Source organism: Janthinobacterium sp. YR213, assembly GCF_900099875.1.
In the GTDB taxonomy this organism is placed as follows: domain Bacteria; phylum Pseudomonadota; class Gammaproteobacteria; order Burkholderiales; family Burkholderiaceae_D; genus Janthinobacterium; species Janthinobacterium lividum.
This window is the reverse complement of record NZ_FNDA01000001.1, coordinates 91,235-117,782: the sequence shown is the minus strand read 5'-3', so window position 1 is coordinate 117,782 and position 26,548 is coordinate 91,235. Positions and strand designations below refer to the sequence as shown.

Annotated in this window: 15 protein-coding genes and 3 tRNA genes; 3 read left to right on the top strand and 15 right to left on the bottom strand. The window is 61.8% G+C overall.

The features are described from left to right. Nucleotide 1 precedes the first annotated feature (1 nt). Nucleotides 2-2,428 (bottom strand): membrane-bound PQQ-dependent dehydrogenase, glucose/quinate/shikimate family, encoded by a 2,427-nt coding sequence (locus BLT98_RS00490; protein ID WP_092604790.1) that lies wholly within the window; start codon nt 2,426-2,428, stop codon nt 2-4. A gap of 282 nt (nt 2,429-2,710) precedes the next feature. Continuing rightward, nucleotides 2,711-3,757: an NAD(P)-dependent alcohol dehydrogenase gene (locus tag BLT98_RS00485; RefSeq protein WP_034787320.1), complete on the bottom strand. Its 1,047-nt coding sequence runs from the start codon at nt 3,755-3,757 to the stop codon at nt 2,711-2,713. Nucleotides 3,758-3,936: 179 nt separating this feature from the next. Here BLT98_RS00485 and BLT98_RS00480 point away from each other — a divergent pair, with 179 nt between their 5' ends. Beyond that, a complete protein-coding gene (locus BLT98_RS00480) occupies nt 3,937-4,893 on the top strand; it encodes an AraC family transcriptional regulator (RefSeq protein ID WP_139178923.1) in 957 nt (318 codons plus the stop codon). On the opposite strand, the gene BLT98_RS00475 is transcribed toward BLT98_RS00480, so the two are convergent. Then, nucleotides 4,875-8,447, bottom strand: coding sequence for a hydantoinase B/oxoprolinase family protein (locus BLT98_RS00475; protein WP_092604789.1), 3,573 nt, complete (start codon nt 8,445-8,447; stop codon nt 4,875-4,877). The two genes, BLT98_RS00480 and BLT98_RS00475, sit on opposite strands and share 19 nt — an antisense overlap. 132 nt (nt 8,448-8,579) lie before the next feature. Here BLT98_RS00475 and BLT98_RS00470 point away from each other — a divergent pair, with 132 nt between their 5' ends. After that, nucleotides 8,580-10,124 (top strand): NAD(P)H-hydrate dehydratase, encoded by a 1,545-nt coding sequence (locus BLT98_RS00470; RefSeq protein ID WP_092604788.1) that lies wholly within the window; start codon nt 8,580-8,582, stop codon nt 10,122-10,124. A 118-nt stretch (nt 10,125-10,242) separates the two neighbouring features. Here BLT98_RS00470 and BLT98_RS00465 read toward each other — a convergent pair whose 3' ends face one another. Next, nucleotides 10,243-10,890: an ABC transporter ATP-binding protein gene (locus BLT98_RS00465; protein ID WP_092606695.1), complete on the bottom strand. Its 648-nt coding sequence runs from the start codon at nt 10,888-10,890 to the stop codon at nt 10,243-10,245. A 160-nt stretch (nt 10,891-11,050) separates the two neighbouring features. Here BLT98_RS00465 and BLT98_RS00460 point away from each other — a divergent pair, with 160 nt between their 5' ends. Beyond that, nucleotides 11,051-11,683 carry an arylesterase gene (locus BLT98_RS00460; RefSeq protein WP_034787626.1) on the top strand — a complete coding sequence of 211 codons (633 nt, stop codon included), beginning with the start codon at nt 11,051-11,053 and terminating at the stop codon, nt 11,681-11,683. Between the two features lie 69 nt (nt 11,684-11,752). Here the strand turns inward: BLT98_RS00460 and BLT98_RS00455 are convergent, their stop codons facing one another. The 11 genes from BLT98_RS00455 to BLT98_RS00405 all read right to left on the bottom strand — a co-directional run bounded on the left by BLT98_RS00455 (nt 11,753) and on the right by BLT98_RS00405 (nt 26,443). Further along, nucleotides 11,753-13,678, bottom strand: a complete 1,926-nt coding sequence (locus tag BLT98_RS00455) for a SurA N-terminal domain-containing protein (protein WP_170846246.1) — start codon at nt 13,676-13,678, stop codon at nt 11,753-11,755. 412 nt (nt 13,679-14,090) lie between these two features. After that, a tRNA-Asp gene (locus BLT98_RS00450) sits at nt 14,091-14,167 on the bottom strand. A gap of 17 nt (nt 14,168-14,184) precedes the next feature. After that, a tRNA-Asp gene (locus tag BLT98_RS00445) sits at nt 14,185-14,261 on the bottom strand. A 125-nt stretch (nt 14,262-14,386) separates the two neighbouring features. Continuing rightward, nucleotides 14,387-14,659, bottom strand: a complete 273-nt coding sequence (locus BLT98_RS00440; protein WP_010398442.1) for an HU family DNA-binding protein — start codon at nt 14,657-14,659, stop codon at nt 14,387-14,389. 204 nt (nt 14,660-14,863) lie between these two features. Beyond that, nucleotides 14,864-17,275, bottom strand: a complete 2,412-nt coding sequence (gene lon, locus BLT98_RS00435) for an endopeptidase La (RefSeq protein WP_034787304.1) — start codon at nt 17,273-17,275, stop codon at nt 14,864-14,866. Between the two features lie 276 nt (nt 17,276-17,551). Next, entirely contained in the window at nt 17,552-18,820 is a 1,269-nt protein-coding gene (gene clpX / locus BLT98_RS00430; RefSeq protein ID WP_034787303.1) for an ATP-dependent Clp protease ATP-binding subunit ClpX, read from the bottom strand. A gap of 200 nt (nt 18,821-19,020) precedes the next feature. Then, on the bottom strand, nt 19,021-19,647 hold the full coding sequence (gene clpP / locus BLT98_RS00425; RefSeq protein WP_034787300.1) for an ATP-dependent Clp endopeptidase proteolytic subunit ClpP: 627 nt from the start codon (nt 19,645-19,647) through the stop codon (nt 19,021-19,023). Nucleotides 19,648-19,859: 212 nt separating this feature from the next. Continuing rightward, on the bottom strand, nt 19,860-21,200 hold the full coding sequence (tig, locus tag BLT98_RS00420; protein ID WP_070256539.1) for a trigger factor: 1,341 nt from the start codon (nt 21,198-21,200) through the stop codon (nt 19,860-19,862). A 726-nt stretch (nt 21,201-21,926) separates the two neighbouring features. Beyond that, nucleotides 21,927-22,009: transfer RNA gene (locus tag BLT98_RS00415), tRNA-Leu, on the bottom strand. A 175-nt stretch (nt 22,010-22,184) separates the two neighbouring features. Next, nucleotides 22,185-25,283, bottom strand: coding sequence for an efflux RND transporter permease subunit (locus BLT98_RS00410; protein WP_092604786.1), 3,099 nt, complete (start codon nt 25,281-25,283; stop codon nt 22,185-22,187). After that, nucleotides 25,280-26,443, bottom strand: a complete 1,164-nt coding sequence (locus BLT98_RS00405) for an efflux RND transporter periplasmic adaptor subunit (protein ID WP_092604785.1) — start codon at nt 26,441-26,443, stop codon at nt 25,280-25,282. Before BLT98_RS00405 ends, BLT98_RS00410 begins: the two co-directional genes overlap by 4 nt. Nucleotides 26,444-26,548: the final 105 nt, after the last annotated feature.

Below are 26,548 nucleotides of genomic sequence, written 5' to 3'. Positions count from 1 at the left end.
CTTACTGTGTCTTGGGAAGCGCGTATGCTATCACGTAATCCCCCCGGTCCGGGCTCTGGCGGGCGCCGCCCGCGACCACCACGACATACTGGCGGCCCGACCTGGGCGACACATACGTCATCGGCGTGCCTTGCGAGCCGACCGGCATGCGCGCCTTCCACACTTCGCGGCCGGTGGCGATATCCATGGCGCGCAAATAATAATCCTGCGTACCCGCATAAAACACCAGGCCGGACGCCGTGCTCATGCCGCCGCCCAGGGTCGGCATGCCCAGCGGGACAGGCAACCGGGCGCGCACGCCGTTGATGACGGCATCCTGCACCGTGCCGGCGGGACGCTCCCACACTTTCGTGCGCGTCTTCAGATCGATGGCGGCAAACACGCCCCACGGCGGACTTTGGCAGGGAATGCCCAGCGGCGAATTGAAGGCCTTGTGGTCGATGACGAAGGGCGTGCCATCCATCGGATAGGTGCTGCCCACGCCGTGGCCCGAGGTCAGCTTGGCCACGTCCACCGTTTCGCGCGGCACCAGCCTGACCACTTGCGGCATGCGGATATCGTTGACGAACATATAGCCATTGCTTTCATCGACGGCCGCGCCACCCCAGTTGAAGCCGCCGTAGTAGCCCGGGTAGATCAGGGTTTCTTTCGTGCTTGGCGCCGTGAACTCGCCCTGGTAATTGAGCTTGCGGAAGCTGATGCGGCACGCCAGCTGGTCGAAGAAGGTGGCGCCCCACATGTCGCGCTCCGTCAGCGTTTCCGCACCCAGGGCCGGCATGCCGGTGGAGTATGGCTGCGTTTTGGATACCCAGTCGCCGGCCGCGTGCTCCTGCGGCACGGCTTTTTCGATGACTTCGGCGATCGGCTGGCCCGTGCGGCGGTCCAGCATGAATATCTGGCCGCGCTTGGTCAGCTGAACCAGCGCGGGAATCTTGCCGCCCTTGCCGTCCGGGACGTCGTACAGGGCCGGCTGCGCGGCCACGTCGTAATCCCAGATATCGTGGTGGACGGTTTGATACGTCCAGCGCTCGCGGCCCGTGGCCATGTCGAGGGCGACGATGGCCGACGCGTATTTTTCCGTCAGCGGCGGGCGCTTGCCGCCCCAGAAGTCGGGCTGCTCGTTCCCCGTCGGCAGATAGACCAGGCCCAGTGCATCGTCGAACGCGGGCGTCGACCACATGTTGGGCGTACTGCGCGTGTAGGTCTGCCCTTCCGGCGGCAGTTTGGTGATGGCCGGATTGCCCAGGTCCCAGGCCCACACCAGTTCCCCCGTGTCGGCGCTGTAGGCGCGCACGACGCCCGAGGGTTCATCCGTGGAACGGCCGTCGAAGACCCAGCCGCCAAGGATGATCAGGTTGCGCGCCACCGTGGGCGCGGACGTGTAGGCGTAGTACGGCACGTTCATCTTGACCTTGCCCAGGCCGACGGTGAGGTCGACGGAGCCCTTGTCGCCGAAGCCCTCGCACTGCTTGCCCGTCTGCGCGTCGATCTCGATCAGGCGCGCATCCATGGTCACTTGCACGATGCGCCTGGCGCACGCGCCCGCCACCGGCGCGCTGGCCGCCTGCATGCCGTCAAAACGGAACGGCTTTGTCACTTTCGCCGGCTCGTAGTAGCCGACGCCGCGGCAGCGGTTCCACGTCTTCGTGTTGGCTGGCTTCGGATCGAAGGTCCAGCGTTCCTTGCCCGTGTCCGCATCCAGCGCGATGACCTTGCTGGTCGGCGTGCACGTATAGATGGTGTCTCCGATCTGCAGCGGTGTATTCTGCGATTCGGACGCGCCTTCGGCCAGTTCGCCCGAGCGGTAGGTCCAAGCCACCTGCAACTGATCGACGTTAGCCTTGTCGATCTGCGTGTACGGCGCGAAGCGCGTGCCCTGCGGTCCATAGCCATAATGCGCCCAGTTGGCGCTGCCGTCATTGATGGCCTTCACGGCATCCTGCTGCGGCTGCGCGGTGGCTTCCAGCACGCCGTGCGGCTTGAACATGGCAGCGAAACCGGCTACCAGCACGACGGCAAACAGGGCCGCGAAGCCGCGCGACTGCCCATTGTGCTTGCGGCCAGCCAGCCACGGATGCAGCAAGGCGGCCACCAGGCCGATGACGAGGAACGGCGCCAGGCGCGGCACCATGGGCCAGAAGGCGAAGCCGATTTCCCATACGGCCCAGACCAGGGTGGCGACAACCAGCACGGCGACGATGCTGCTGGCCAGCGGCTTGCGGCGCAAATACAGCACGCCGGCGAGGAGCAGGCCCAGACCGGCCGGCAGGTAATACCAGGAACCGCCGAGGGTAATCAATTCGATGCCACCGGCCGCCAGGGCCAGACCCGAAAACCCGAGAAAAATGCCAAAAACCGTCAGGGCAAGCCGCTTGCCCCTGAAGACCGCCGGGATCGCCGGCGCTCCCTTATTTGCTGAAGTGTCCATTTTTTATCCATGACGCCTCCCCTGCCCAGGCCAACGCGCCGGGGATGGCTGATTTTTTAAATCTACGTAGTGAAACTGTACTGTACGGTTTCATTTTATGCCGATTTTTGACGCAAGGAAAGAAAAATTGACAAGGGAGCTTGATTTTTGGCGGGAATGGGGGTGATTTGGTGGGATGTCGGATTACGCTCTGTGAGCTAATCCGACCTACCGGAACGCTGGATATGCGTAGGTTGGATTAGCGCAAAGCGCGTAATCCAACAAACACAGGCGCGCCGGGTATTACAGCGACGCCATGTCAATCACAAAACGATATCTGACATCGCTTTTGACGACGCGCTCGAACGCCTCATTGATATCCTGGATGCGGATGATCTCGATGTCCGACACAATATTGTGCTTGCCGCAGAAATCCAGCATTTCCTGGGTTTCCTTGATCGAACCGATCATGGAGCCGGACAGGCTGCGGCGCGCGCCCACCAGGCCGAAGGCGCTGATCGGCGGCACGGCGCCGTCCGGGATGCCGACGATGACCATGCTGCCATCGACCTTCAGCAGGTTGATGTACTGGTTCCAGTCGATGGACGCGCCCACCGTGCAGATGATGAGGTCAAACGTGCCGGCCAGTTTGCTGAACGTTTCCGCATCGTTGGTGGCGTAGTAATGATTGGCGCCCAGGCGCAGGCCGTCTTCGCGCTTCGACAGGGTCTGGCTCAGCACCGTCACTTCGGCGCCCATGGCGTGGGCGATCTTGACGCCCATGTGGCCCAGGCCACCCATGCCGAGGATGGCGACCTGCTTGCCAGGGCCGGCCTTCCAGTGGTTCAGCGGCGAATACAGGGTGATGCCGGCGCACAGCAGCGGTGCGGCCGCGTCCAGCGGCAGGTTGTCGGGAATCGACAGCACATAGCCTTCCTTGACGACGATGCTGTCCGAGTAGCCGCCCTGCGTGGCCGTCTTGCCGTCCGCTTCCAGGCCGTTGTAGGTCTGGATCAGGCCGGGCATATACTGCTCCAGGTCCACATTGCGCGTCTTGCAAGTGGTGCAGGAATCGACGAAGCAGCCCACGCCCACGTGGTCGCCCACCTTGAACTTGCTGACGTTGGCGCCAACGGCCGTGACGACGCCGGCGATTTCATGGCCGGGCACCATCGGGAAGGCGGCGCCGCCCCATTCGTCGCGCGCCTGGTGGATGTCGGAATGGCACACGCCACAATATTTGATCGAGATGGCCACGTCGTCTTCGCGCGGGGCGCGGCGCTCGAACGTGAACGGTTGCAGTGCGGAAGTCGGGCCCAGTGCGGCGTAGCCTTTGGCGATGGTGGTCATGAAAACTCCTGTATCTATATGTGTGTGACGAGGGGGGACGCGTGCCGTGCATGCGATTGCACAAGTGTGCCCGAGATGCCCGGCCGCCGTTATCGCGATCCTGCAAGACCTTTGCACGATCCTCCAAATCTGCGTAAGATCAGCCCCTGCCCTTTCCTACCTAACGCATACTGGCCCACATGTCCACCCTGTCCACACCACTCCCGCCGCAAGATGAAATCGCCGCCCTGATCAGCCGCCATGCGCCGCGCACGGGCGACTACACGACGGCCATCGGCAACCTCACCTTCCACCGCCAGTCGTCCGTCACGGAATCGCTGTTCCATGCGGCGCGCCCCAGCGTGGCCATCATTGCGCAAGGGGCGAAGGACGTCACCCTGGGCAGCGAAACCTTCCACTACAGCCGCATGCAGTATCTGCTGACCTCCGTCGACCTGCCGGTGCAGGTGCGCGTGGTGGAGGCGAGCGTGGACAAGCCGCACCTGTGCGTGGTGCTGGGGATCGACATCGCCGACGTGGCCGCGCTGCTCGACAGCGAAAGCAGCAGCGAAAACGCGGCGCAGCAAAAAATCCTGCCTGCCACGCGCGGCATTTCCGTCAGCGACGTGTCGGCTGAACTGCTCGACGCCATGCTGCGCCTCGTACGCCTGCTCGACAAGCCGGGAGAAATCGCCACGCTGGCGCCCTTGATCCGCCGCGAGCTGACCTACCGCCTGCTCAACGGCCCTGTCGGCGCGCGCCTGCGCCACATGGCGCTGGCCAGCAGCCAGTCGCACCAGGTGGGGCAAGCCATCGACTGGATCAAGCACAATTATTGCGAACCGCTGCGCATCGAGCACCTGGCCGGCATGGCTAACATGAGCATGTCGTCGCTGCACCACCACTTCAAGGCGATCACGGCCATGACGCCGATGCAGTACCAGAAGCTGCTGCGCCTGCAGGAAGCGAGGCGCTTGATGCTGGTCGAGCAGATCGACGCGGGCACGGCCGGCTACCGCGTCGGCTACGCCAGCGAATCGCAGTTCAGCCGCGAATACAGCCGTCAGTTCGGCCGCGCGCCCATGCGCGACGTGGGCCAGGTGCGCGCGCAGCTCAGCGGTGCCAGTGCTGACATGGCCTATTCCGTCTTGCCGTAACCGCCGCCGCCCGGCGTCTCGATGACGAACACGTCGCCCGCCAGCATGCCGGTCTTGCCGATATGCGCCAGGTGCTCCACCGTGCCGTCCGCCCGCTCCACGTAATTGCGTCCCAGCGCGCCCGCCTCTCCGCCGTCCATGCCGAAAGGCGGATGGATGCGGTTGTTCGACAGGATCGCCGCCGTCATCGGCTCCAGGAAGCGCACCCGGCGCACGCCGCCATTGCCGCCGTGCCAGCGCCCCGCCCCGCCCGACCCGGCGCGGATGCTGTAGCTGTCCAGGCGCACGGGGAAGCGCCACTCGAGGATTTCCGGGTCCGTCAGGCGCGAATTGGTCATGTTCGTCTGCACCACGTCCGTGCCGTCGAAGCCGGGGCCGGCGCCCGAGCCGCCCGATATCGTCTCGTAATACTGGTATTTGGCGCTGCCGAACGTGAAATTGTTCATCGTCCCCTGCGAGGCCGCCATCGCCCCCAGCGCGCCATACAGGGCGTTCGTGATGCAGGTCGAGGTTTCCACGTTGCCCGAGACGACGGAGGCCGGATACTGCGGGTTGAGCATGGAGCCGGGCGGGATGATCACGGTCAAAGGTTTCAGGCAGCCCGCGTTCAAGGGAATCTCGTCGTCGACCAGGGTGCGGAACACATACAGCACGGCCGCCATGCAGACGGCGGACGGCGCATTGAAATTGTTCGGCAGCTGGCTTGAGGTCCCCGTAAAGTCGATGACGGCGCTGCGCCGCGCCACGTCGACCTTGATCGCCACCTGGATGCGCGCGCCGTTATCGAGGTCCAGCGCGTAGCTGCCATCCTTCAGGGTCGTGATGACCCTGCGCACGGCTTCCTCGGCATTGTCCTGCACGTGGCCCATGTAGGCTTGCACGACGGCGTGGCCGAAATGCGCGACCATCTTGTGCAGTTCCTCGGCCCCCTTCTGATTGGCCGCCACCTGGGCGCGCAGGTCGGCCAGGTTTTGCCGGGGATTGCGGGCCGGCCAGCTGGCGCCCGCCAGCAGGGACAGTGTTTCCGCCTCGCGCAACAAACCCGTGGCGCCGTCGACCAGCTTGAAATTGTCGATCAATACGCCCTCTTCCTCGATGCGCGTGGAGTCGGGCGGCATCGAGCCGGGCGTGGTGCCGCCGATATCGGCATGGTGGCCGCGCGAGCCCACGTAGAACAGGATGGATTCTCCCTTTTCATCGAAGACGGGCGAAATCACCGTCACGTCGGGCAGATGCGTGCCGCCGTGGTACGGGTCGTTCAGCATGAAGACGTCGCCCGGCCGCATGGTTCCCGCATTGCGCGTCATGACGGTGCGGATGCTCTCACCCATGGACCCCAGATGCACGGGCATGTGCGGCGCATTGGCGATCAAGTGGCCTTGCGCATCGAAGATGGCGCAGCTGAAATCGAGCCGCTCCTTGATGTTGACGGAATGGGCCGTATTTTGCAGGCGCAGCCCCATCTGCTCGGCAATCGACATGAACAGGTTGTTGAAGATTTCCAGCATCACGGGATCGGCGTGCGTCCCGATGGCGTGCCGCTCGGGCAAGGCGGCGACCCTGCGCAAAATCAAATGGCCATGCGCCGTGACGTCGGCGCGCCAGCCCGGTTCGATGACGGTGGTGGCGTTGGCGTCGCTGACGATGGCCGGGCCATCGATGGCATCGCCGGGGCGCAGGCTGTCCGCCGCATACAGGCCGCTGTCGCGCCACGCCCCGGCGCAGTACATGTCCACCGTCTGCGCGGGCGCCAGCGCGCCCGCGCGCGCCGCATGGACCGGCGCGGCCGGCTGCGGCGCATCGGATGCACCGATGGCTTCCACGGAGATCGCCTCGACGATCAGCGCGCGCGCCGGCATCAGAAAGGAAAAGCGTTTTTTGTAGGCCGCTTCGAACTGCGCCTGCATGCTGGCGACCGTATCGAACAGCACGACGAGGGCCGAATCCGTGCCTTCATAGCGCAGGTGCACGCGCGACACCAGCGCGATGCGCTCCCCTGCCACGCCCTGGCGCAGCAAGTCGCCCCGCGCCAGTTCGCCCAGTTGCGCGAAATCGCCAGCGAGATCCACGCCCAATACCGCCTCGATGGCCTGTTCGCGCATGGCGCTCTGGTCGGCCAAGCCCATGCCGTAGGCCGACATCACGCCCGCCAGGCTGTGGATGAACACCGTGCGCATGCCCAGCGCATCGGCCACCAGGCAGGCGTGCTGGCCGCCCGCGCCGCCAAAGCTGGTCAAGGTGTACTCGGTGACGTCGTGGCCGCGCTGCACGGAAATCTGCTTGATGGCGTTGGCCATGTTCCCGACTGCGATGGCGATATAGCCTTCGGCCACCTGCTCCGGGGTGGAGCTCACCGTGCGCGCCAGCGCCTCGAACTGGGACCGCACCGTGGCCACATCCAGCGCTTCATTCGCGTCGGGGCCGAAAACGCGGGGGAAGAATGCGGGCTGCAGCTTGCCCAGCATGACGTTGCAGTCGGTGACGGCCAGCGGGCCGCCGCGCCGGTAGCTGGCGGGCCCCGGGTTGGCACCCGCACTGTCCGGCCCCACCTTGTAGCGGGCGCCGTCGAAATGCAGGATGGAGCCGCCACCCGCGGCCACCGTGTGGATGCTCATCATGGGTGCGCGCATGCGCACGCCGGCGATCTGCGTCTCGAACACGCGTTCGAACTCGCCCGCGTAATGCGACACGTCGGTGGACGTGCCGCCCATGTCGAAGCCGATGACTCTATCGAAACCGGCCAGCGCGCTGGCGCGCACCATGCCGACGATGCCGCCCGCGGGACCGGACAGAATGCTGTCCTTGCCCTGGAAGGCGCGCGCATCCGTCAAGCCGCCGTTCGACTGCATGAATTGCAGGTGCACGCCGGGCAGCTCCATCGCCAGCTGGTCGACGTAGCGGCGCAGGATGGGCGACAGATAGGCATCGACCACCGTGGTGTCGCCGCGCGCCACCAGTTTCATCATGGGGCTGACCTCGTGCGACACGGACACCTGCGTAAAACCGGCCTCGCGCGCCAGCTGCGCCACCCGCGCCTCGTGCGCGTGGTAACGGTAGCCGTGCATCAGCACGATCGCAATGGCGCGCACGCCGCGCGCATAGGCCTGGTCCAGCGCGGCCTGCGCGGCCGCCTCGTCGAGCGACGTCACGACGTCGCCATGGGCGCCCACCCTTTCATCGATCTCGATCACGTCGCGGTACAGCAGTTCGGGCAGGATGATCTGGCGGGCGAACAGCTGCGGGCGGTTCTGGTAGGCGATGCGCAAGGCGTCGCGAAAACCGCGCGTGATGGCCAGCACGGTGGGCTCGCCCTTGCGTTCGAGCAGCGCATTGGTGGCGACCGTCGTGCCCATCTTGATGGCGCCCACCTGCTCCACGGGCAGCGGCGCGCCAGGCGCAAGGCCCATCAGCTGGCGCATGCCGGCCAGCGCCGCGTCGCGGTACTGGCCCGGGTTTTCCGACAGCAGCTTGAAGGTGGCCAGGCTGCCGTCAGGACGGCGCGCCACGATGTCCGTAAAGGTGCCGCCCCGGTCGATCCAGAATTGCCAATCCATCGCCTTGCCCCCGTGCTTATGTGAGATGGCTATTGTAGCCGCCAAACAGGGACGCGTTTCAGGCGTGCGCGCCTTGCCTTTCGACCGCTTCGGCCTTATGTTGAAGACATGCTGACTAACGGAACACGCTCCATGCCCCTGATCGACTCTGCAACACCGCTGTACTCCATCGCCGAACTGCGCGCCATCGAACAAGCGGCCATGCAAGACCTGCCGCAAGGGTTGCTGATGCAGCGCGCGGGCCAGGCTGCCGCCAGTACCGCCCTGAAGCTGCTGCACGCCCAGGAAGATGGCGACGGCGCGGGCCACCGGCGCGTACTGGTGCTGGCCGGCCCCGGCGACAACGGCGGCGACGCGCTGGAAGCGGCCGCGCACCTGGCCAGCAGCGGCACCGAGGTGCTCGTCTGGCTGGCGCCCGAGGCGCAAGCCACGTCGCCCGAGCGCGAACAGGCGCTGAGCCGCGCGCGCAACAGCGCCGCCCGCTTCATGGAAGCGGCAACTTCGATGGCGTCTGCGGCAGTGGGCGCGGCGCCCTGGCACCTCGTCATCGATGGCCTGTTCGGCATCGGCGCGTCGCGTCCCCTGGACGGCGAATGCCGCGACATGGCGCAGCTGGTCAACAATCTCGATTGCCCCGTGCTGGCGCTCGACGTGCCCAGCGGCCTGCACGCGGACACGGGCGCCATCGACGGCGTCGCCATCCGCGCCACGCATACGCTCACCTTCATCGGCGACAAGCCAGGCCTGCACACGGCGAATGGCCGCGACCATGCGGGGGAAGTGGAAGTGGCGGCGCTGGCCATAGCCCCTGCCCTGCTGCCTGCGGCGAAGGCGCAGCTGGGCGGCCTGCACCTGTTCGCCCGCCAGCTGCAGCCACGGCGCCAGAATACCCACAAGGGCAGCTACGGCAGCGTGGCCGTCATCGGCGGCGCGCAAGGCATGGCCGGCGCGCCCATCCTGGCCGCCCGCACGGCCCTGCATGCGGGCGCGGGAAGAGTGTATATCGCGTTTCCCGACGCACCGCCCGCCTTCGACAGCGGACAGCCGGAACTCATGTGCCGGCACGCCAGGGACGTGGATTTCTCGGGCCTGCACTTCGCGGCCCTGGTGGCCGGCCCCGGCCTCAGCGACAAGGCCGATACGGTGGAACTGCTGCAGCGCGCCATTGACAGCGACAGCCCCCTGCTGCTGGACGCGGACGCGCTGAACCTGATGGCGGCCGAACCGGAGCTGCAATCGGCGCTGGCCGTGCGCACGGGTGCCGGAGCGACGATATTGACGCCGCATCCGCTGGAAGCGGCACGCCTGCTCGACATGACGGCGGCCGAAGTGCAGGCCGACCGCCTGGGCGCGGCGCGCCAGCTGGCCACGCAGCTGGGCGCAATCGTGGTACTAAAAGGTTCGGGCACGGTGATCGCCGCGCCCGACGGCCAGGTCGTCGTCAACAACACGGGCGGCCCCGCGCTGGCGACGGCCGGCACGGGCGACGTGTTGTCCGGCCTGTGCGGCAGCCTGCTGGCGCAAGGCTGGCCCGAATGGGAAGCGGCGCTGGGCGCCGTCTGGCTGCATGGCGCGGCCGCCGATGCGCTGGTGGCGGCAGGCAGCGGCCCCATCGGGCTGACGGCAGGGGAACTGATCCCGGCGATACGCAAGTTGATCAATGCCTTGTCGGCATAAGCGTATGGCGTGGGAGTGTTGGATTACGCTGCGCCAATCCAAGCTACGGCTGCGATGATGGCAGGCAAGTAGGTCGGATTAGCGCGCCAGCGCGTAATCCGACAATCACCGGCACCAATCACACCAGCCTGCCTGCCGAGATGGTAATGGTGCGGCCACAGCGGGCCGCGATCGAGCTGTCATGCGTGACCAGCACCAGGGTCGAGCCGCGTTCGCGGTTCAGCTCGAACATCAGCTGGATCACGGCCTCACCGGTGGCCGCATCGAGGCTGCCCGTCGGTTCGTCGGCGAACAGCAGCGGCGGTTCCGTCACGAACGCCCGGGCCAGGGCCACGCGCTGCTGCTCCCCGCCGGACAGGTATTTCGGATAGTGCTTCAGGCGGCTGCCCAGGTTGACTCTGCCCAGCATGGCTTGCGCCTTTTCCTTCGCGTCAGGATCGCCGCGCAATTCCAGCGGCAGCATGACGTTTTCCAGCGCCGTCAAATGGGCCAGCAGCTGGAAGGACTGGAACACGAAACCGAGCTTTTCCTTGCGAAAACCGGCGCGGCCGTCTTCGTCGAGGGCGAAGATATCCGTGCCATCGAGGATGACCTTGCCCTCGCTCGGCGTGTCCAGGCCCGCCAGCAAGCCCAGCAAAGTCGACTTGCCGGAACCGGAGGCGCCGACGATGGCCAGCGTCTCCGCCGTTTGCACGGTAAAATCGACTTGATGCAGGATGGTCAGCTCACCATCGGCATCGGGTACGCGCTTGGCCAGCTGGACCACTTCGATGGCCGGCTGGGCATTTTGGCTGTGGGGTGCGGCGGGCCGCTGGGCCGCTGCTTCTGACGGGAGAAAACTGGTGGAAGTCGCTTTAGGGAATTCGGGCATGCTGATCTATCTTAAAAAATTTCGTGAACAAATAAGTGTCAAGGGCAGCAGCCGCATGCGGCGGCGCACGCTGTCCCTGCTTCCTGCGGCAGCCCTGCTGCTGGTATCGAGCATGACGAACGCCTATTCTGCACCAAAAACGCTGCTGGTGCTCGGCGACAGCCTCTCGGCCGAGTATGGGCTGGCACGGGGCACGGGCTGGGTGGCGCTGCTGGAACAGCGGCTGCAGGCGCAAAAGAACGATACGCGCATCGTCAATGCCAGCATCAGCGGCGAGACCACCAGCGGCGGCCGCGCGCGCCTGCCCGCCCTGCTGTCCAAGCACCAGCCCGATGTCGTGCTGATCGAACTGGGCGCCAACGACGGCTTGCGCGGCTTGCCCGTGGCGGCGGCCGAAGCGAATCTGCGCGCCATGGGTGAGGCGGCCAAGAAATCGGGCGCGCAGGTGGTGCTGGTGGGCATGCGCATGCCGCCCAACTATGGCCGCGCCTACGGCGAACAGTTTTACGGCGTGTACGGCAAGCTGGCCAGGGAATGGAAGGCGCCGCTGGTGCCCTTCATGTTCGAAGGCATCGCCGACCAGCCGCAGCTGTTCCAGGCCGACCGCATGCACCCGAATGCGCTAGCCCATCCAACCATCCTGAAAAACATCTGGCCACAGCTGGCGCCATTGCTGAAAGCCAAGTAAGTCCGTCGATTCCGCAGACAAAAAAATAGCCGCTCGAAAGCGGCTATTTTTATGCGTGGAAACTAAATCTTACGGTGCTTCCGGCGCTGGGGTGGCTGGGGCGGTGACCGGCTTGACGATCTTCACCTTGGCCTTGGCTTTCAGGTATTCGACATAATCGAACATTTCCTGTTGCGCCAGGATGCCGCCGATCTGGTCTTTCTCTTGCTGGCGGCGCGCCGCGTCCACTTGCTCCGGCTGCTGCACCTTGGCAATGCGGTAGATGCCGTAGCCCAGGGCTGGCAGGTCCACGCCCACATAGGCTGGCAGCTTGCTCGTGTCCGCTTTCATGACTTGCGCGATGGCGGCACGGTTGATGCCGTCCAGCTTGCTGCGCGATACCCATTGCGCCGCACCGAAACCGGTGGCGTCACCGGATGCCTTCAAGGCTGCCAGCTTGGTCTCGCCCGCTTTCTTGGCCAGCTTTTCCGCTTCTTCCAGGGTCACGCGCTGACGGATCATCGCTTCGACTTCGGCCAGCGGACGCTTGGTTGCTGGCTTGAATTCCACCACGCGGCCGGCGATCAGCACGTTCGGCGCAACGGTCACGGCTTCCGTGTTGCGCTTGTCTTTCAGCGAATCGTTCGAGAAGATGGCCGACAGGAACTTGGCATTATTGAACGGCGCCTTGCCCAGTGCTGGCGACGGCGTGCGCGACAGGTTGGCGACGGTTTCCACTTTCAGTTTCAGCTTGTCGGCCACCGGCTTCAGGCTGTCCGATTGCTCGTAGACCGTGTTGGTGAACGTTTCCGCCATTTCCGAGTATTTCTTGGCGGCAAATTGCTTGCGCAGGTCCGCCGTGATTTCGCCGCGCACTTCGTCCAGCGCACGCACGTGCTGTGGCTTGAGCGAGGTGACGGTCAGGATGTGGAAGCCGAAATCGGAAGCGACGACGTCGCTGATTTCGCCTTGCTTGAGTTTCGCGACAGCGCTCAGCAGCGGTGCCGGCAAGCCATCCTTGCCAATCACGCCAAGGTCGCCGCCCTGCTCTGCGGACGCCGGATCTTCCGACTTGGCTTTCGCCACGGCGGCAAAGCTGGCAGGCGTCTTGCGCACGTCGGCCAGGATAGCTTCGGCCTTGGCCTTGGCGGCTGCCTTGTCGGCGGCCGAGGCGTCTTTCTTGACGGCTACGAGGATGTGGCTGGCCTGGCGCGCTTCTTCCGTCGTGTAGGCTTTCTGGTTCTTCGCGTAGTAGCCGGTCACGTCGGCGTCGGTGACGTCGACTTGCTCGCCTGCAGCGCTGTCGTCCAGCACGACGTATTCGACCTTGGCTTGTTCCGGGATTTCGAAGAACTTGCTGTTCTTGTCATAGAAAGCCTTGATCATGGCGTCCGTCACTTTGACTTCCGGCACGTACTGGGCGATCGGCAGCAGCAGTTCCTGCACTTCGCGCTCTTCCGAAGTGATGTCGGACAAACGCTTGGAGACGGTGCTCGGCGCGAAGGCGGTGCCTTGCACGGCGCCGGCCAGTTGCTGCAGGGCCAGGTCGCTGCGGCGGCGCGCATCGTACATCTGCGGCGTCATGCCTTGGGCTGCCAGCATGGCCTTGTAGCGTTCCAGGTCGAATTTACCGTCCGGCAAGGTCAAGCCCGGGATTTCCAGCACTTCCTTTTGCAGCACGGCATCGCTGATGACCAGGTGGCTACGGCCCACTTCGGCGGCCACGGCGCGCTCGGCGATCAGGTTGTCGAGGATGCTCTGGCGCGCTTCCGGCGTGTCAAACATTTTCTGGTCGAACTGCTCGCCCATCATCTGGCGGTAGCGGTCGATCTGCTGGCGTTGCGCTTCTTCATATTGCTGCTGCGTAACGACCTGGTCGCCGACCTTGGCGATGGTGTTCGCGCCATCGCCGAAGCTTTGGTAGCCGCTGATACCGACCAGTGCAAAAGACGGGACGATGACCAGCATCAAGAGAAACTGCATCAAGCGTCGATGGGTACGAATAAATTCAAACATGGTCAGCCAATTCGGGATGAGTGGATCACTATAAAAAAAGGCGAACATGCGTTCGCCTTGATTTCTTCGGCGGAATGGACGGGACAGATGTCCACTTCCCCTTTAGATTCAACAACTTGGCGCTGGAACTAAAGCAGGATTCTGACGCCCAAGCCATTATCTCCTGATTCTACAATGCCCATAGCGCTATAGCAAGAGTAAATCAGGGCGCGCGCCCTGCCCTGGCGGCGCATGGCCGGCAAGGCGGCAGCCTGGACATTAAACCTGGCAAAGCTTAAAGCGGATTTAAATGCGCGCGCGGGCCATTCGGAAAAGCATGGCGGCAGAATTAAAACGAGGGGGGGGCAAAGATAATCGGGCGCATAAAAGAAAAACCCGCGCTACTTATTCAGCAGCGCGGGCTTCTATATTCTGGCGGAGCGGACGGGACTCGAACCCGCGACCCCCGACGTGACAGGCCGGTATTCTAACCAACTGAACTACCACTCCTTAAGAGCGTATTTTTTTGGCGGAGCGGACGGGACTCGAACCCGCGACCTCCGACGTGACAGGCCGGCATTCTAACCAACTGAACTACCACTCCGAAAAATACACAGTACTACTTGCATTTGTATCCAGGGTTGCGATTCAAAGAACTTCAACCCTGAAATCGCGGCACCCGAAGGCGCCGCCAAATGTTTCCGGTGATTGTCACCTCACCGAAGTCCGTTAGTTTACAGCATCCTTCAAAGCTTTACCAGCTTTAAATTTTGGAACTTTTGCAGCTTCGATCGTGATCGCTTCTTTGGTACGCGGATTGCGGCCGGTACGCTCAGCGCGTTCGCTGACCGAGAAAGTGCCAAAACCAACCAGCGTCACGCTGTCGTTGTTTTTCAAAGTTTCCGTCACGCCGCCGATAACAGCGTCGAGTGCGCGCGCAGCGGCGGCTTTGGAAATGTCAGCTTTTTCAGCAATGTGGTCGATCAATTCAGTCTTGTTCACTAGCATCCCCAATTACAAAGGTATAAAACGTTTACCGTATCGTTGCGGCACTTTTGGCACCACAGCTGTCCGGCGAAAAAAATGTGCAGGCGTATTAAACAAGCCACACTGTATATGTGTCAAGCGCTTTGGGGGCGCAATTCACGTTTCAATATAAAACAAGCGCTCTAAAAGCGCTTGTTTGGGGAAAACAGGGGTAAAACGTTAGTGTTTTACTACCTCGCCGGCCGCGTCAGGCTTGGCCGCGGCAGCCGTGACAGCCTCCACCGCAGCGACGTCCGCCAACGCTTCAGGCATGCGTTCGAGGGCGATTTCCAGCACTTTGTCGATCCAGCGCACGGGAACGATCTCCAGTTTGTTCTTGACGTTGTCCGGAATATCGGCCAGGTCTTTCACATTCTGCTCTGGAATCAGGACCGTCTTGATGCCGCCGCGATGGGCTGCCAGCAGCTTTTCCTTCAAGCCGCCGATCGGCAATACTTCGCCGCGCAAGGTGATCTCGCCCGTCATCGCCACGTCGGCGCGCACGGGGATGCCCGTGAAGACCGACACCATCGCCACCGTCATGGCCGCGCCAGCCGAAGGACCGTCCTTCGGTGTCGCGCCTTCCGGCACGTGGATGTGGATGTCGCTCTTCTCGAACACGTCCGCCTTGATGCCCAGGCGCTGTGCCCGGCTGCGCACCACCGTGCGGGCTGCCTCGATCGACTCTTTCATGACGTCGCCCAAGGTACCCGTGCGGATGATGCCGCCCTTGCCCGGCATCGACACGGCTTCGATGGTCAGCAGATCGCCGCCCACTTCCGTCCATGCCAGACCGACCACCTGGCCTACCTGGTTTTCTTTCTCTGCGACACCGAAATCATAGCGGCGCACGCCAAGGAATTTATCCAGGTTCTTCGAGTTGACGATGACCTTCTTGTCGGATTTCTTCAGCAGCAGCATCTTGACCACCTTGCGGCAGATCTTCGACACTTCACGCTCGAGCGAACGCACACCGGCTTCCCGCGTGTAGTAGCGGATGATGTCGCGCAAGGCCGACTCGGCCACCGAGATTTCCTCTTCCTTCAAGCCATTGTTCTTGATCTGCTTGGGCAGCAGATAACGCTGCGCGATGCTGGTCTTTTCGTCTTCCGTGTAACCGGACAGACGGATCACTTCCATGCGGTCAAGCAAGGCTGGCGGAATATTGTACGAATTCGACGTGGCCACGAACATCACGTCGGACAAGTCGAAATCGACTTCGATGTAATGGTCGGAGAACGTGTGGTTCTGTTCCGGATCGAGCACTTCCAGCAGGGCCGACGATGGATCGCCACGGAAATCGGCGCCCATCTTGTCGACTTCATCGAGCAGGAACAAGGGATTGCGCACGCCGACTTTCGACAGCGATTGCAATATCTTGCCCGGCATCGAGCCGATGTAGGTGCGGCGGTGGCCGCGGATCTCGGCTTCGTCGCGCACGCCGCCCAGGGCCATGCGCACGAACTTGCGGTTCGTCGCGCGGGCGATGGACTGGCCCAGCGAAGTCTTGCCGACGCCCGGAGGGCCGACGAAGCACAGGATAGGCGCTTTCAGCTTGTCGACGCGCTGTTGCACCGCGAGGTATTCCAGGATGCGTTCCTTGACCTTGTCGAGGCCGTAGTGGTCGCCCTCGAGCACTTTTTCCGCATTCGCCAGGTCGTTATTGACCTTGGATTTCTTTTTCCAAGGCAAATTGACCAGGGTGTCGATGTAGTTGCGCACGACGGTGGCTTCGGCCGACATCGGCGACATCAGCTTGAGTTTTTTCAGCTCGTTGGTGGCCTTGTCGAGCGCTTCCTTCGGCATCTTTGCCGAAGCGACTTTTTTCTCCAGCTCGTCGAGGTCGGCGCCATCTTCACCCTCGCCCAGTTCCTTCTGGATCGCCTTGACTTGCTCGTTCAGGTAGTACTCGCGCTGCGACTTTTCCATCTGGCGCTTGACGCGGCCGCGGATGCGCTTTTCCACCTGCAGGATGTCGAGCTCGCCTTCGAGTTGGCCCAGCAGGTGCTCGAGGCGCTTGGCCACGCTGAAAATTTCCAGGATGACTTGTTTTTGCTCAAGCTTCAGCGGCAGATGCGCGGCCACCGTGTCGGCCAGGCGGCCGGCATCGTCGATGCCCGACAGCGAAGCAAGGATTTCCGGTGGAATCTTTTTGTTCAGTTTGACGTACTGGTCGAACTGCTGCACGATCGCGCGGCGCATGGCTTCGACTTCCGACTCGTCGCCCGGCTCGGACTCGAGCGGCGTCAGGTCGGCGATGAAGTGCGTCGGCGCATCGCTGATGTGGTTGATGCGGGCACGCTGCGCGCCTTCGACCAGCACCTTGACGGTGCCATCGGGCAGCTTCAGCATTTGCAGAATATTGGCGACGCAGCCAATTTCATAGATATCCGAAGGAGACGGCTCGTCCTTCGCGGCTGCTTTTTGAGCGGCAAGCATGATGCTCTTGCCCTGCTCCATCGCAGCTTCCAGCGCCTTGATCGACTTTGGACGGCCAACGAACAGCGGTATCACCATATGCGGGAAAACGACGACATCCCGCAACGGCAATAACGGCAGTTGAGTTTGCTCAGTTAATTTGGAAGTTGTCATGGCGTACCTTATAGAAAGCGTGTTTACGATGTTGGCGCTCGCTGCCAAAACACAAGACCGGCGAGAATAAATAATTCTGTGAAACAAACATTTTTCTGTCTATTTCGCAAAACACACCCGCATGACGGTAATAAATGCAGTTTTCACAGTAAAAAAGCCACGCGCAGCTAAGCGCCGCGAGTGGCTTTCCGATTGAAGCCTGCACTCATTGATTTAAATTGTACTGCCATGCATTAAGGAATCAAAACCCTTTTTATGCATTTGTCTCGGCAGTAATCAATTTTCTCCGGAGGCCTTGGCAGTCTCTTGATAAATCAACAAAGGTTTGGCGCCGCTGGTGATGGTATTTTCGTCGATGACGACTTTCACCACATTTTGTTCGCTCGGCAGTTCGTACATGACGTCCAGCAAAGCATGTTCCAGGATGGAACGCAGGCCACGGGCACCGGTCTTGCGCGCCAGCGCCTTCTTGGCGATCGCATGCAAGGCGGCCGGACGAATCTCCAGTTCCGCGCCTTCCATCTCGAGCAGCTTCGAATACTGCTTGATCAGCGCATTCTTCGGCTCGACCAGAATCTGGATCAGCGCTTCTTCCGTCAATTCAGCCAGGGTGGCGATGACGGGCAGACGGCCCACCAGTTCCGGGATCAGGCCGAACTTGACCAGATCTTCCGGTTCCGCTTGCAACATCAGTTCGCTGGCCGTGCTTTGCGACTTGCTGCGCACCGTGGCCGAGAAGCCGATGCCGCTCTTTTCGGAACGGTTGGCGATCACTTTCGACAGGCCGTCAAAGGCGCCGCCGCAGATGAACATGATGTTGGTCGTGTCGATCTGCACGAAATCCTGGTTCGGGTGCTTGCGGCCGCCTTGTGGCGGCACGGAAGCCATCGTGCCTTCGATGAGTTTGAGCAAGGCTTGCTGCACGCCCTCGCCCGACACGTCGCGCGTGATGGACGGATTGTCGGACTTGCGCGAAATCTTGTCGATCTCATCGATGTAGACGATGCCGCGCTGGGCTTTCTCGACGTCATAGTTGCAGCTTTGCAGCAGCTTCTGGATGATGTTTTCCACGTCTTCACCCACGTAACCGGCTTCGGTCAGGGTGGTGGCGTCGGCGATCACGAACGGCACGTTGAGCATGCGCGCCAGGGTCTGTGCCAGCAGGGTCTTGCCCGAACCGGTAGGACCGACCAGCAAGATGTTGCTCTTGGCCAGTTCGATGTCGTCTTTCTTGCCCAGGTGCTTGAGGCGCTTGTAATGGTTGTACACCGCCACCGACAGGATGCGCTTGGCAGTCTGCTGGCCGATCACGTACTGATCGAGCAAGGCGGCAATTTCTTGCGGCGTCGGCAGGTCGGATTTGGTACCGGTCACCGTCTCGATGCTCGACGTTTCATCACGGATGATGTCGTTGCACAAGTCGATGCACTCGTCGCAAATGAATACGGACGGGCCGGCGATGAGTTTCTTCACCTCGTGCTGGCTTTTGCCGCAGAACGAGCAATACAGTAATTTTTCGCCGCTAGAGGATTTTTTGTCTGACATAAGGCATTTTGGTTGGAACTGCATTAACAATATTGCAAAATCGCAAGCCGGATGTTGGTTGCCGCCCGTAAAGGCCGCTAGCCATGGCGCAAGTCAACAACGCGCACAAGCTCCATGCTACCCGAAATAAAAGCGAAACGCCCGAACGTTTGAGCGCCCGGGCGTTAACTTACGTACTTAGCAATACCGGTAGGGGCTCATCAAGCGCGGCTGGTCAACACTTTGTCGATCAAACCATACTCAACGGCCTCGTCGGCGGACATGAAACGGTCGCGGTCGGTGTCCTTGGCGATCTGTTCGATCGTCTGGCCCGTGCGCTCGGCCATGATGCCGTTCAAGCGGGTGCGCAGGTAAAGGATTTCCTTCGCCTGGATCTCGATATCGGACGCCATGCCTTGCGAACCACCGGACGGCTGGTGAATCATGATGCGCGAGTTCGGCAGCGAGAAACGCTTGCCCTTGGCGCCAGCGGCCAGCAGGAAAGCGCCCATCGAAGCAGCCATGCCCGTGCACAGGGTCGAGACGTCCGGCTTGATGAACTGCATGGTGTCGTAGATGGCCATGCCGGCCGAGACCGAACCACCTGGCGAGTTGATGTAGAGCGAGATTTCCTTTTCCGGATTTTCGCTTTCCAGGAACAGCAGCTGGGCGACAACCAGGTTGGCCATCTGGTCATTGACCGGGCCGACCATGAAAATCAAGCGTTCTTTCAGCAGGCGCGAGTAAATATCATACGAGCGCTCGCCGCGACCGCTTTGTTCCACCACCATCGGCACCAGGCCGAGCATCTCTGTGTCCAGCGCCGGATTACGGTTCATACCTGTCATTTCATTTCCTTGTGAAGCAGTTAGGGGATACTACCACCACCTTGAGACACCTGACAAAACCTACTGCGCGTCGCGATTTGCGGCCTCCGATGCTCACTGACTCGGCGTCCCCGTGCATTCGCACAGCTCCGCTTCTCAGCCACAACTCCCATCCGCTCGCTACGGTTTTATCAGGTGTTAAAAGCTATCATGGCATCCCAATACCAACTGGTTTACGCTTGTGCGTTGCTTCCCATCAGTTCGTCGAAAGCAACTGCTTTCGTCGTGACTTTCGACAGGCCCAACACGTAGGTGACGACGTTTTCTTCCAATACAAGGGCTTCGATCTCACCCAGACGACGACGGTCGCTGTAGTAGTACTTCAGCACTTCGCGTGGATCTTCGTAGCTTTGGGCGAAATCTTCGATTTGCGCCTTGACTTGCTCAGGCGTAGCCTGCAGCTTGTTGTCGCCAACCAGTTGCGACAGGATCAGGCCCAGGCGTACGCGACGCTCGGCTTTTTCTGCGAACAGTTCTGCTGGGAAAGGCACGTCCTTGACGTTCATGCCGCGCTGCGCCATGTCCTGGCGGGTCATTTCGGCCAGGCGCTCGGAATCCTGAGCGATCAGCGTTTTTGGCACTTCCAGCTCAGCAACTTTGATCAGCGCGTCCATGACGGCTTCCTTGTTGCGTGCTTTTACGCGGCCAGCGACTTCACGTTGCAGGTTGACTTTGATGTCTTCGCGCATTTTGGCCAGGTCGCCATCGGCAACGCCCAGCGACTTTGCGAATTCGGCATCGACTTCCGGCAGGTGCGCCCATTCCAGCTTTTGCAGGGTGATGGTGAACGAAGCGGTTTTGCCGGCAACGTCTTTACCGTGGTAGTCCTCTGGGAACGACAGCGGGAAAGTCTTCGACTCGCCTACTTTCAGGCCCAGGGTCGCTGCTTCGAATTCTGGCAGCATGCGGCCTTCGCCAAGCACGAAAGCGTAGCCTTCAGCTTTGCCGCCTGGGAATTCAACACCGTCGATCGAGCCGACGAAGTCGACGGTCACGCGGTCGCCGTTGGCAGCGATCGGCTCACCGCCGTCGCCGTGTTCGCCAGCTTCGCCCTTGGTGTGGAAGTGCACGCGCTGCTTGCGCAGGATGTCGATGGTCTTGTCGATTTCGGCTTCCGACACGTCGGCTTGCACGGTTTCGATTTCAACGGCCGTCAGGTCGCCGATGGCGACTTCCGGATACACTTCGAACGTTGCGTCGAAAGCCAGCTGGCCTTCGGCTGCTTCTTCTTTCGGCACGATGTTCGGGAAACCGGCCACGCGCAGATTGTTTTCGTTGGCGGCGTCGTTGAACGCGCGGCCGACTTTGTCGTTCAGCACTTCGGATTCAATTTGGTAGCCGTATTGTGCTGCGACCATTTTCAACGGCACTTTGCCCGGACGGAAGCCCGGTGCCTTAGCCGTACGGGCTTGCACTTTCAGGCGCTTCTCAACTTCCGTGCGGACGTCCGTCAGCGGGAAGGAGATCGTGATACGACGTTCGAGTTTGCCCAAGGTTTCGACTGCAGTTGCCATGTAAAAAATCGTCCAAAAAATAAACACTGTTGGTGCGAGAAAAGAAGACCCGACCCCTTGCGCCATCACTGGCAACAAGACATGGGTCCAGCTTCACTCGCTCGCATATTCATCTGTAAAAGTACTGCAAGCAGGACAATGGACCTGGTCTACCCGGCTGAGGGAAAAACCCGCACCAGGCACCAAACAATCCGCCGCTTCCAGTACTGCGACAGGGCTCCGAGCGTCCAGCCTTGCTTCTAAGTAAATGCAGGGCCGGCCATCATTCGGTAAAGCGTGGCATTATAACAAAGGACTTCGGGAAAGTGGCTGGCTTTGCAGCCCGGCCACAGAGGATACCAGCGGCGGCGAATGAATCGCCACAGCCTGGGGGTGCCCTGTCTTTACTCTTGCCCCGGCATTCTTTATTTCGCCAGAGACAGGCTTTCCAGCCTGCTTCGTTCATTAGTATATGCGAACTGGCGCCCCGTCCGAAACAAAGAAATGCGCCCAGAGCGAAGATTTCGGGCAAAAAACCTTTGATTTACCTCAATTTGGCCATTTTTCAGGCAAATCTCCGCCCGGGCTCTTCCCTGCCGCGCGATCTCTGGCGAAAAATGGCGCAAGCAAAGGCAGCCCGGATGACGAAAATACAGGAAAGGCAACAGGAAAAACAGGAAAGACGCCTGCAACGAGGCTGAAGAACAACTTGATGGTGCTGCACGTCCGGGCTGGAACAACCCGGATTGGTGCGGATGGGGAGACTCGAACTCCCAAGCCGAAGCACTGGCTTCTAAGACCAGCGTGTCTACCAATTCCACCACATCCGCATTTTGTACTACTTTGCACTGCTTGCCACAGGCGACTCCCCTGATTTTAACAACTCGGGAGCGATCTGGCTACCGTGGACTAAACGAGCAAGCCCTCGGTAAAGCAAAGGCGGCATTCTACTGGATTTCCCAGAGGAATGCCGCCTTTTTTATGCCCGCGCCCTGGCGCTGGCTGCTAGCCTTCTTTTGCGGTCGCCGGCTCCGGCTTCTTGACCCGGAACCAGGCCGCATACAGGGCCGGCAAGAACAGCAAGGTCAAGGCCGTCGCCAGGATCAGGCCGCCCATGATGGCGACTGCCATCGGCCCCCAGAACACCGAGCGCGACAACGGGATCATGGCCAGCGCCGCGGCGGCGGCCGTCAGCACGATGGGCCGGCAGCGGCGCACGGCCGAGTCGATGATGGCGTCCCATGGGGCCGAACCATCGCGGATGTCTTGCTCGATCTGGTCGACGAGGATCACCGAGTTGCGGATGATCATGCCGAACAGCGCGATGACGCCCAGGTTGGCCACGAAACCCAGCGGGCGGTGCAGCAGCAGCAAGGCAAAGGCGGCGCCCGCCACGCCCAGCGGCCCCGTCAGGAACACCAGCAGGGAACGCGAAAAACTGTGCAACTGCAGCATCAGCAAGGTAAAGATGATAAAGATAGCCAGCGGCAAGTTCGCCGAGATCGACGCTTCCGCCTCGCCGCTGTCGGCCGCCACGCCCTTCACATTGATGCGGTAGCCGGCCGGCAACTTGGCACGCAAGGCATCCAGCTGCGGCGCCAGCTGCGTCGACACCGTGGCGCCCTGGATGCCATCGATCACGTCCGATTGCACGGTAATGGCCCATTCACGCTTGTCGCGCCAGACGACACCCGGCTCCCACACGAAATGCGCGCGGGCCAGCTGCGAAATGGGCACGGACTTACCCGTCGCCGTCGGGATATTCGTGTCATTCAGCACGGAAATCGTCGCCCGCTCTTCCAGCGGCTGGCGCACCTGGATGTCGATCAGCTTGTTATCTTCACGGAACTGGCCGATGACGGTGCCCGACAGAATCGTATTGGCCGCCTGCATCACCGTTTTCGAGGTGACGCCCAGCGCGCGCATCTTGTCCTGATCCAGGTCCAGGCGCAGCACTTTCACCGATTCATTCCAGTTGTCGTTCACGCCCAAGGTGTTCGGATTGGCGCGCATGATGTCCTTGACCTGGTCGGCAATGGCCCGCACACCGGCCACTTCCGGTCCCGTGACGCGAAACTGCACGGGATACGGCACCGGCGGCCCATTCGGCAACAGTTTTACACGGCCCCGCACTTCCGGAAAATCCTTCTTGAAGACATCGACGATTTGCTGGCGCAAGCGTTCGCGGTCAGCCAGGCTCTTCGGCAAGACCACCACTTGCGACACATTGGTCTGCGGGAAAATCTGGTCCAGCGGCAGGTAGAAACGGGGGCTGCCCGTGCCCACATAGCTGGTCACGCTTTCCACGCCGTCGAGCTTGCCGACGAACGCTTCGAATTTCTTGACCTGCTTTTCATTCGCCGCAAAGGTCGTGCCTTCGGGCGACCACAGCTCCACCATCAGCTCGGGACGGCTGGAATCGGGGAAGAATTGCTTTTCGATAAAGTTAAAGCCATAGATGCCCAGCGCAAAGATCGCCAGCGTAGCGGCGATCGTCGTCTTGCGCCATTCCACGCACCAGGTGACGGCGCGGCGGAAGCGGCGGAAGTTCGGCGTATCGAACAATTCATGGTCGTTGTGCGCGTGCGGCTTGACCTTCAGCAAGACGTAGCCGATGTAAGGCGTGAAGACGACGGCCACCACCCACGAGATAATCAGGGCCAGCGCATTGACGGAGAACAAGGAGAACGTGTATTCACCGGCGGCCGACTTGGCCAGGCCGATGGGCAAGAAGCCCGCCACCGTGATCAAGGTGCCCGTCAGCATGGGCATGGCCGTCGATGTGTAGGCGAAGGTGGCCGCGTCGAAGCGCGACATGCCCTCTTCCATCTTGCGCACCATCATCTCGACGGCAATGATGGCGTCATCGACCAGCAAGCCCAGCGCGATGATCAGGGCGCCCAGGGAAATCTTGTGCAAATCGATGTCGAGCAGGCGCATGAACAGGAAGGTGACAGCCAGCACCAGCGGGATGGTCAGCGCCACCACCAGGCCGGGCCGCACGTCGATGCGCAGCGGTTTCGTGTGCAAGCCCAGCGCGACGAAGCTGACGGCCAGCACGATCAGGATGGCTTCGATCAGGGTATGCACGAATTCACCCACGGAGGCGGAAACGGCTTCCGGCTGGTTCGACACGCGCTGCAGCTCTATGCCAACCGGCAATTCGCTCTTCATGCGCATCACCGTTGCCTGTAAGGCCTTGCCCATGTCGATGATATTGCCGCCCTTTTCCATCGACACGCCCAGGCCGATCACTTCCTTGCCATTGAAACGCATCTTGTCCTTGGGAGGATCGACGAGTTCACGCTTTACTGTGGCAAAATCACCAAGGCGGAAAGTCGTGCCGTTGGCGCGCAGTTCCAGGTTTTCCAGGTCCTTGACGGTCACCATGGCGCCCGTCACGCGCACTTGCAGATTGTCCGTCGGCGTCACCAGCACGCCGGTGGCGTTGATGCTGTTTTGCGCGGACAGTTGCTGCACGATGGCGTCGAATGGAATGCCCAGCTGGGCAAATTTCTTGTGCGAAAAGATGATATTGATCTTTTCATCCTGCACGCCGAACAGTTCCACCTTCGATACCTGCCCCACGGCCAGCAGTTCCTGGCGCACCTTGTCCGCGTAATCCTTCATTTCCGCGTACGTAAAACCATCGCCGGACAGGGCGAAGATGGAGCCGTACGTGTCGCCGAACTCGTCATTGAAGAACGGGCCCACGACGCCGGCCGGCAAGCTGCCCTGGATGTCGCCGATCTTCTTGCGCACCTGGTACCAGGCGGCCGCCGTTTCCTTGGGCGGCGCCGATTCGCGCAGCTCCAGCAGGATCAAGGTTTCGCCCGGCTTCGAATAGCTGGTGATCTCGTCGATGTACGGCGTTTCCTGCAGTTTCTTTTCCAGCTTGTCCGTCACCTGCTCGGCCATCTGCAAGGCCGTGGCGCCGGGCCAGTAGGCTTGCAAGACCATGGCGCGGAAGGTGAACGGGGGATCTTCATCCTGGCCCAGGCTGGCGTAGCTGAGCATGCCGCCGATCAGCAGCACGGCCATCAGGTAGCGCGTCAGCGGGATGTGTTCGAGCGCCCAGCGCGACAGATTGAAGCCGCCCTTCATTTGGCCGCACCCACGCTGACGGGGGCGGCGGCTACTTCAGGCTTGCTGGCCAGTTCGGCGCCGAGAATGGTCACTTTCTGGCCCGGCTTGAGCAGGTTGACGCCGGCCGTGACGACCGTCTGGCCTTCCTTCACGCCCGAGGTCAGCAGCAACTCATTGCCCGCCACGCCGCCCACCGTCACCGGCACGAGCTTCACGGCGCCGTTTTCCACCACCCACACGGAACTTTGCGATTTCTCATTGAACAGGGCCGTCAACGGCACCTTGATCTGCGGCGTGGTCGTTTGCGAGGCGAACTGCACCACGGCCGTCATGCCCAGGCGTGCCTGCGGCGCGTCCGGGATGCTGACTTTCGCCAGGTAGGTGCGCGTGGCGGCATCGGCCACGGGCGATACTTCGCGTATCTTGCCCGGCAACGCCTGCTTCGGGTCGGCCCACAGGCGCACCACCACATCCTTGACGCCACGCAAGGTTTCAACCTTATCTTCAGGAATGCCGATCACGACTTCCTTCTCGCCGCTCCTGGCCACTTGCACCACGGGCGCGCCGGGCGCCACCACCTGCCCCACTTCAGCCTCGATGCGCGTGACGACGCCATCGACGTCAGCCAGCAAGCTGGCATAGCCGGACTGGTTCGCCTGGCCCCGGTAGAGGGCCTGGGCCGCTTCCACGTTTGCCTGCGCCGCCTTGTAGGTGGCATCCTTGCCGTCAAGCACGGCCTGGCTGACAAAGTTCTTCTCGCGCAAATCCTGGTAGCGCTTCAATTCCGCGCGCGCCAGGTCGCGGCTCGTCTCCGCGCTGACCAGCGAGGCCTTGGCCTGCGCCTGCGACAGCTGCAAGTCGACAGGATCGAGCTGCATCAGGACTTGCCCCTTCTTCACGCTGGCGCCCACGTCCACCTTGCGCGCCACGATCTTGCCGCCCACGCGGAAGCCCAACTGCGATACGACACGGGGCACGACCTCGCCCGACAGCTCGGCACTCACGTCAACATTACTGCTAGACAACACAATCGCGCGCACGGGGCGCACGTCTTCCACTTTGACGGCAGGCTTGGAACAGGCCGCCAGGGTCGTCGCCAGGGCGGCGGCGGCAATCAGCCGCAGGGCAGGAAGTGCGAAAGCGCCGGTCTCGCGGCGCAGGGTTTTCAGGGCAAACAAGGTATTTTCCTTTACTATGCGGGCTGTAATATTTTTATGCGGAGAAACTTTTTGCCTGTCCTTTGGGCCAGGCCAAACTTTTTCGCACGCGATATCCTTAAATTT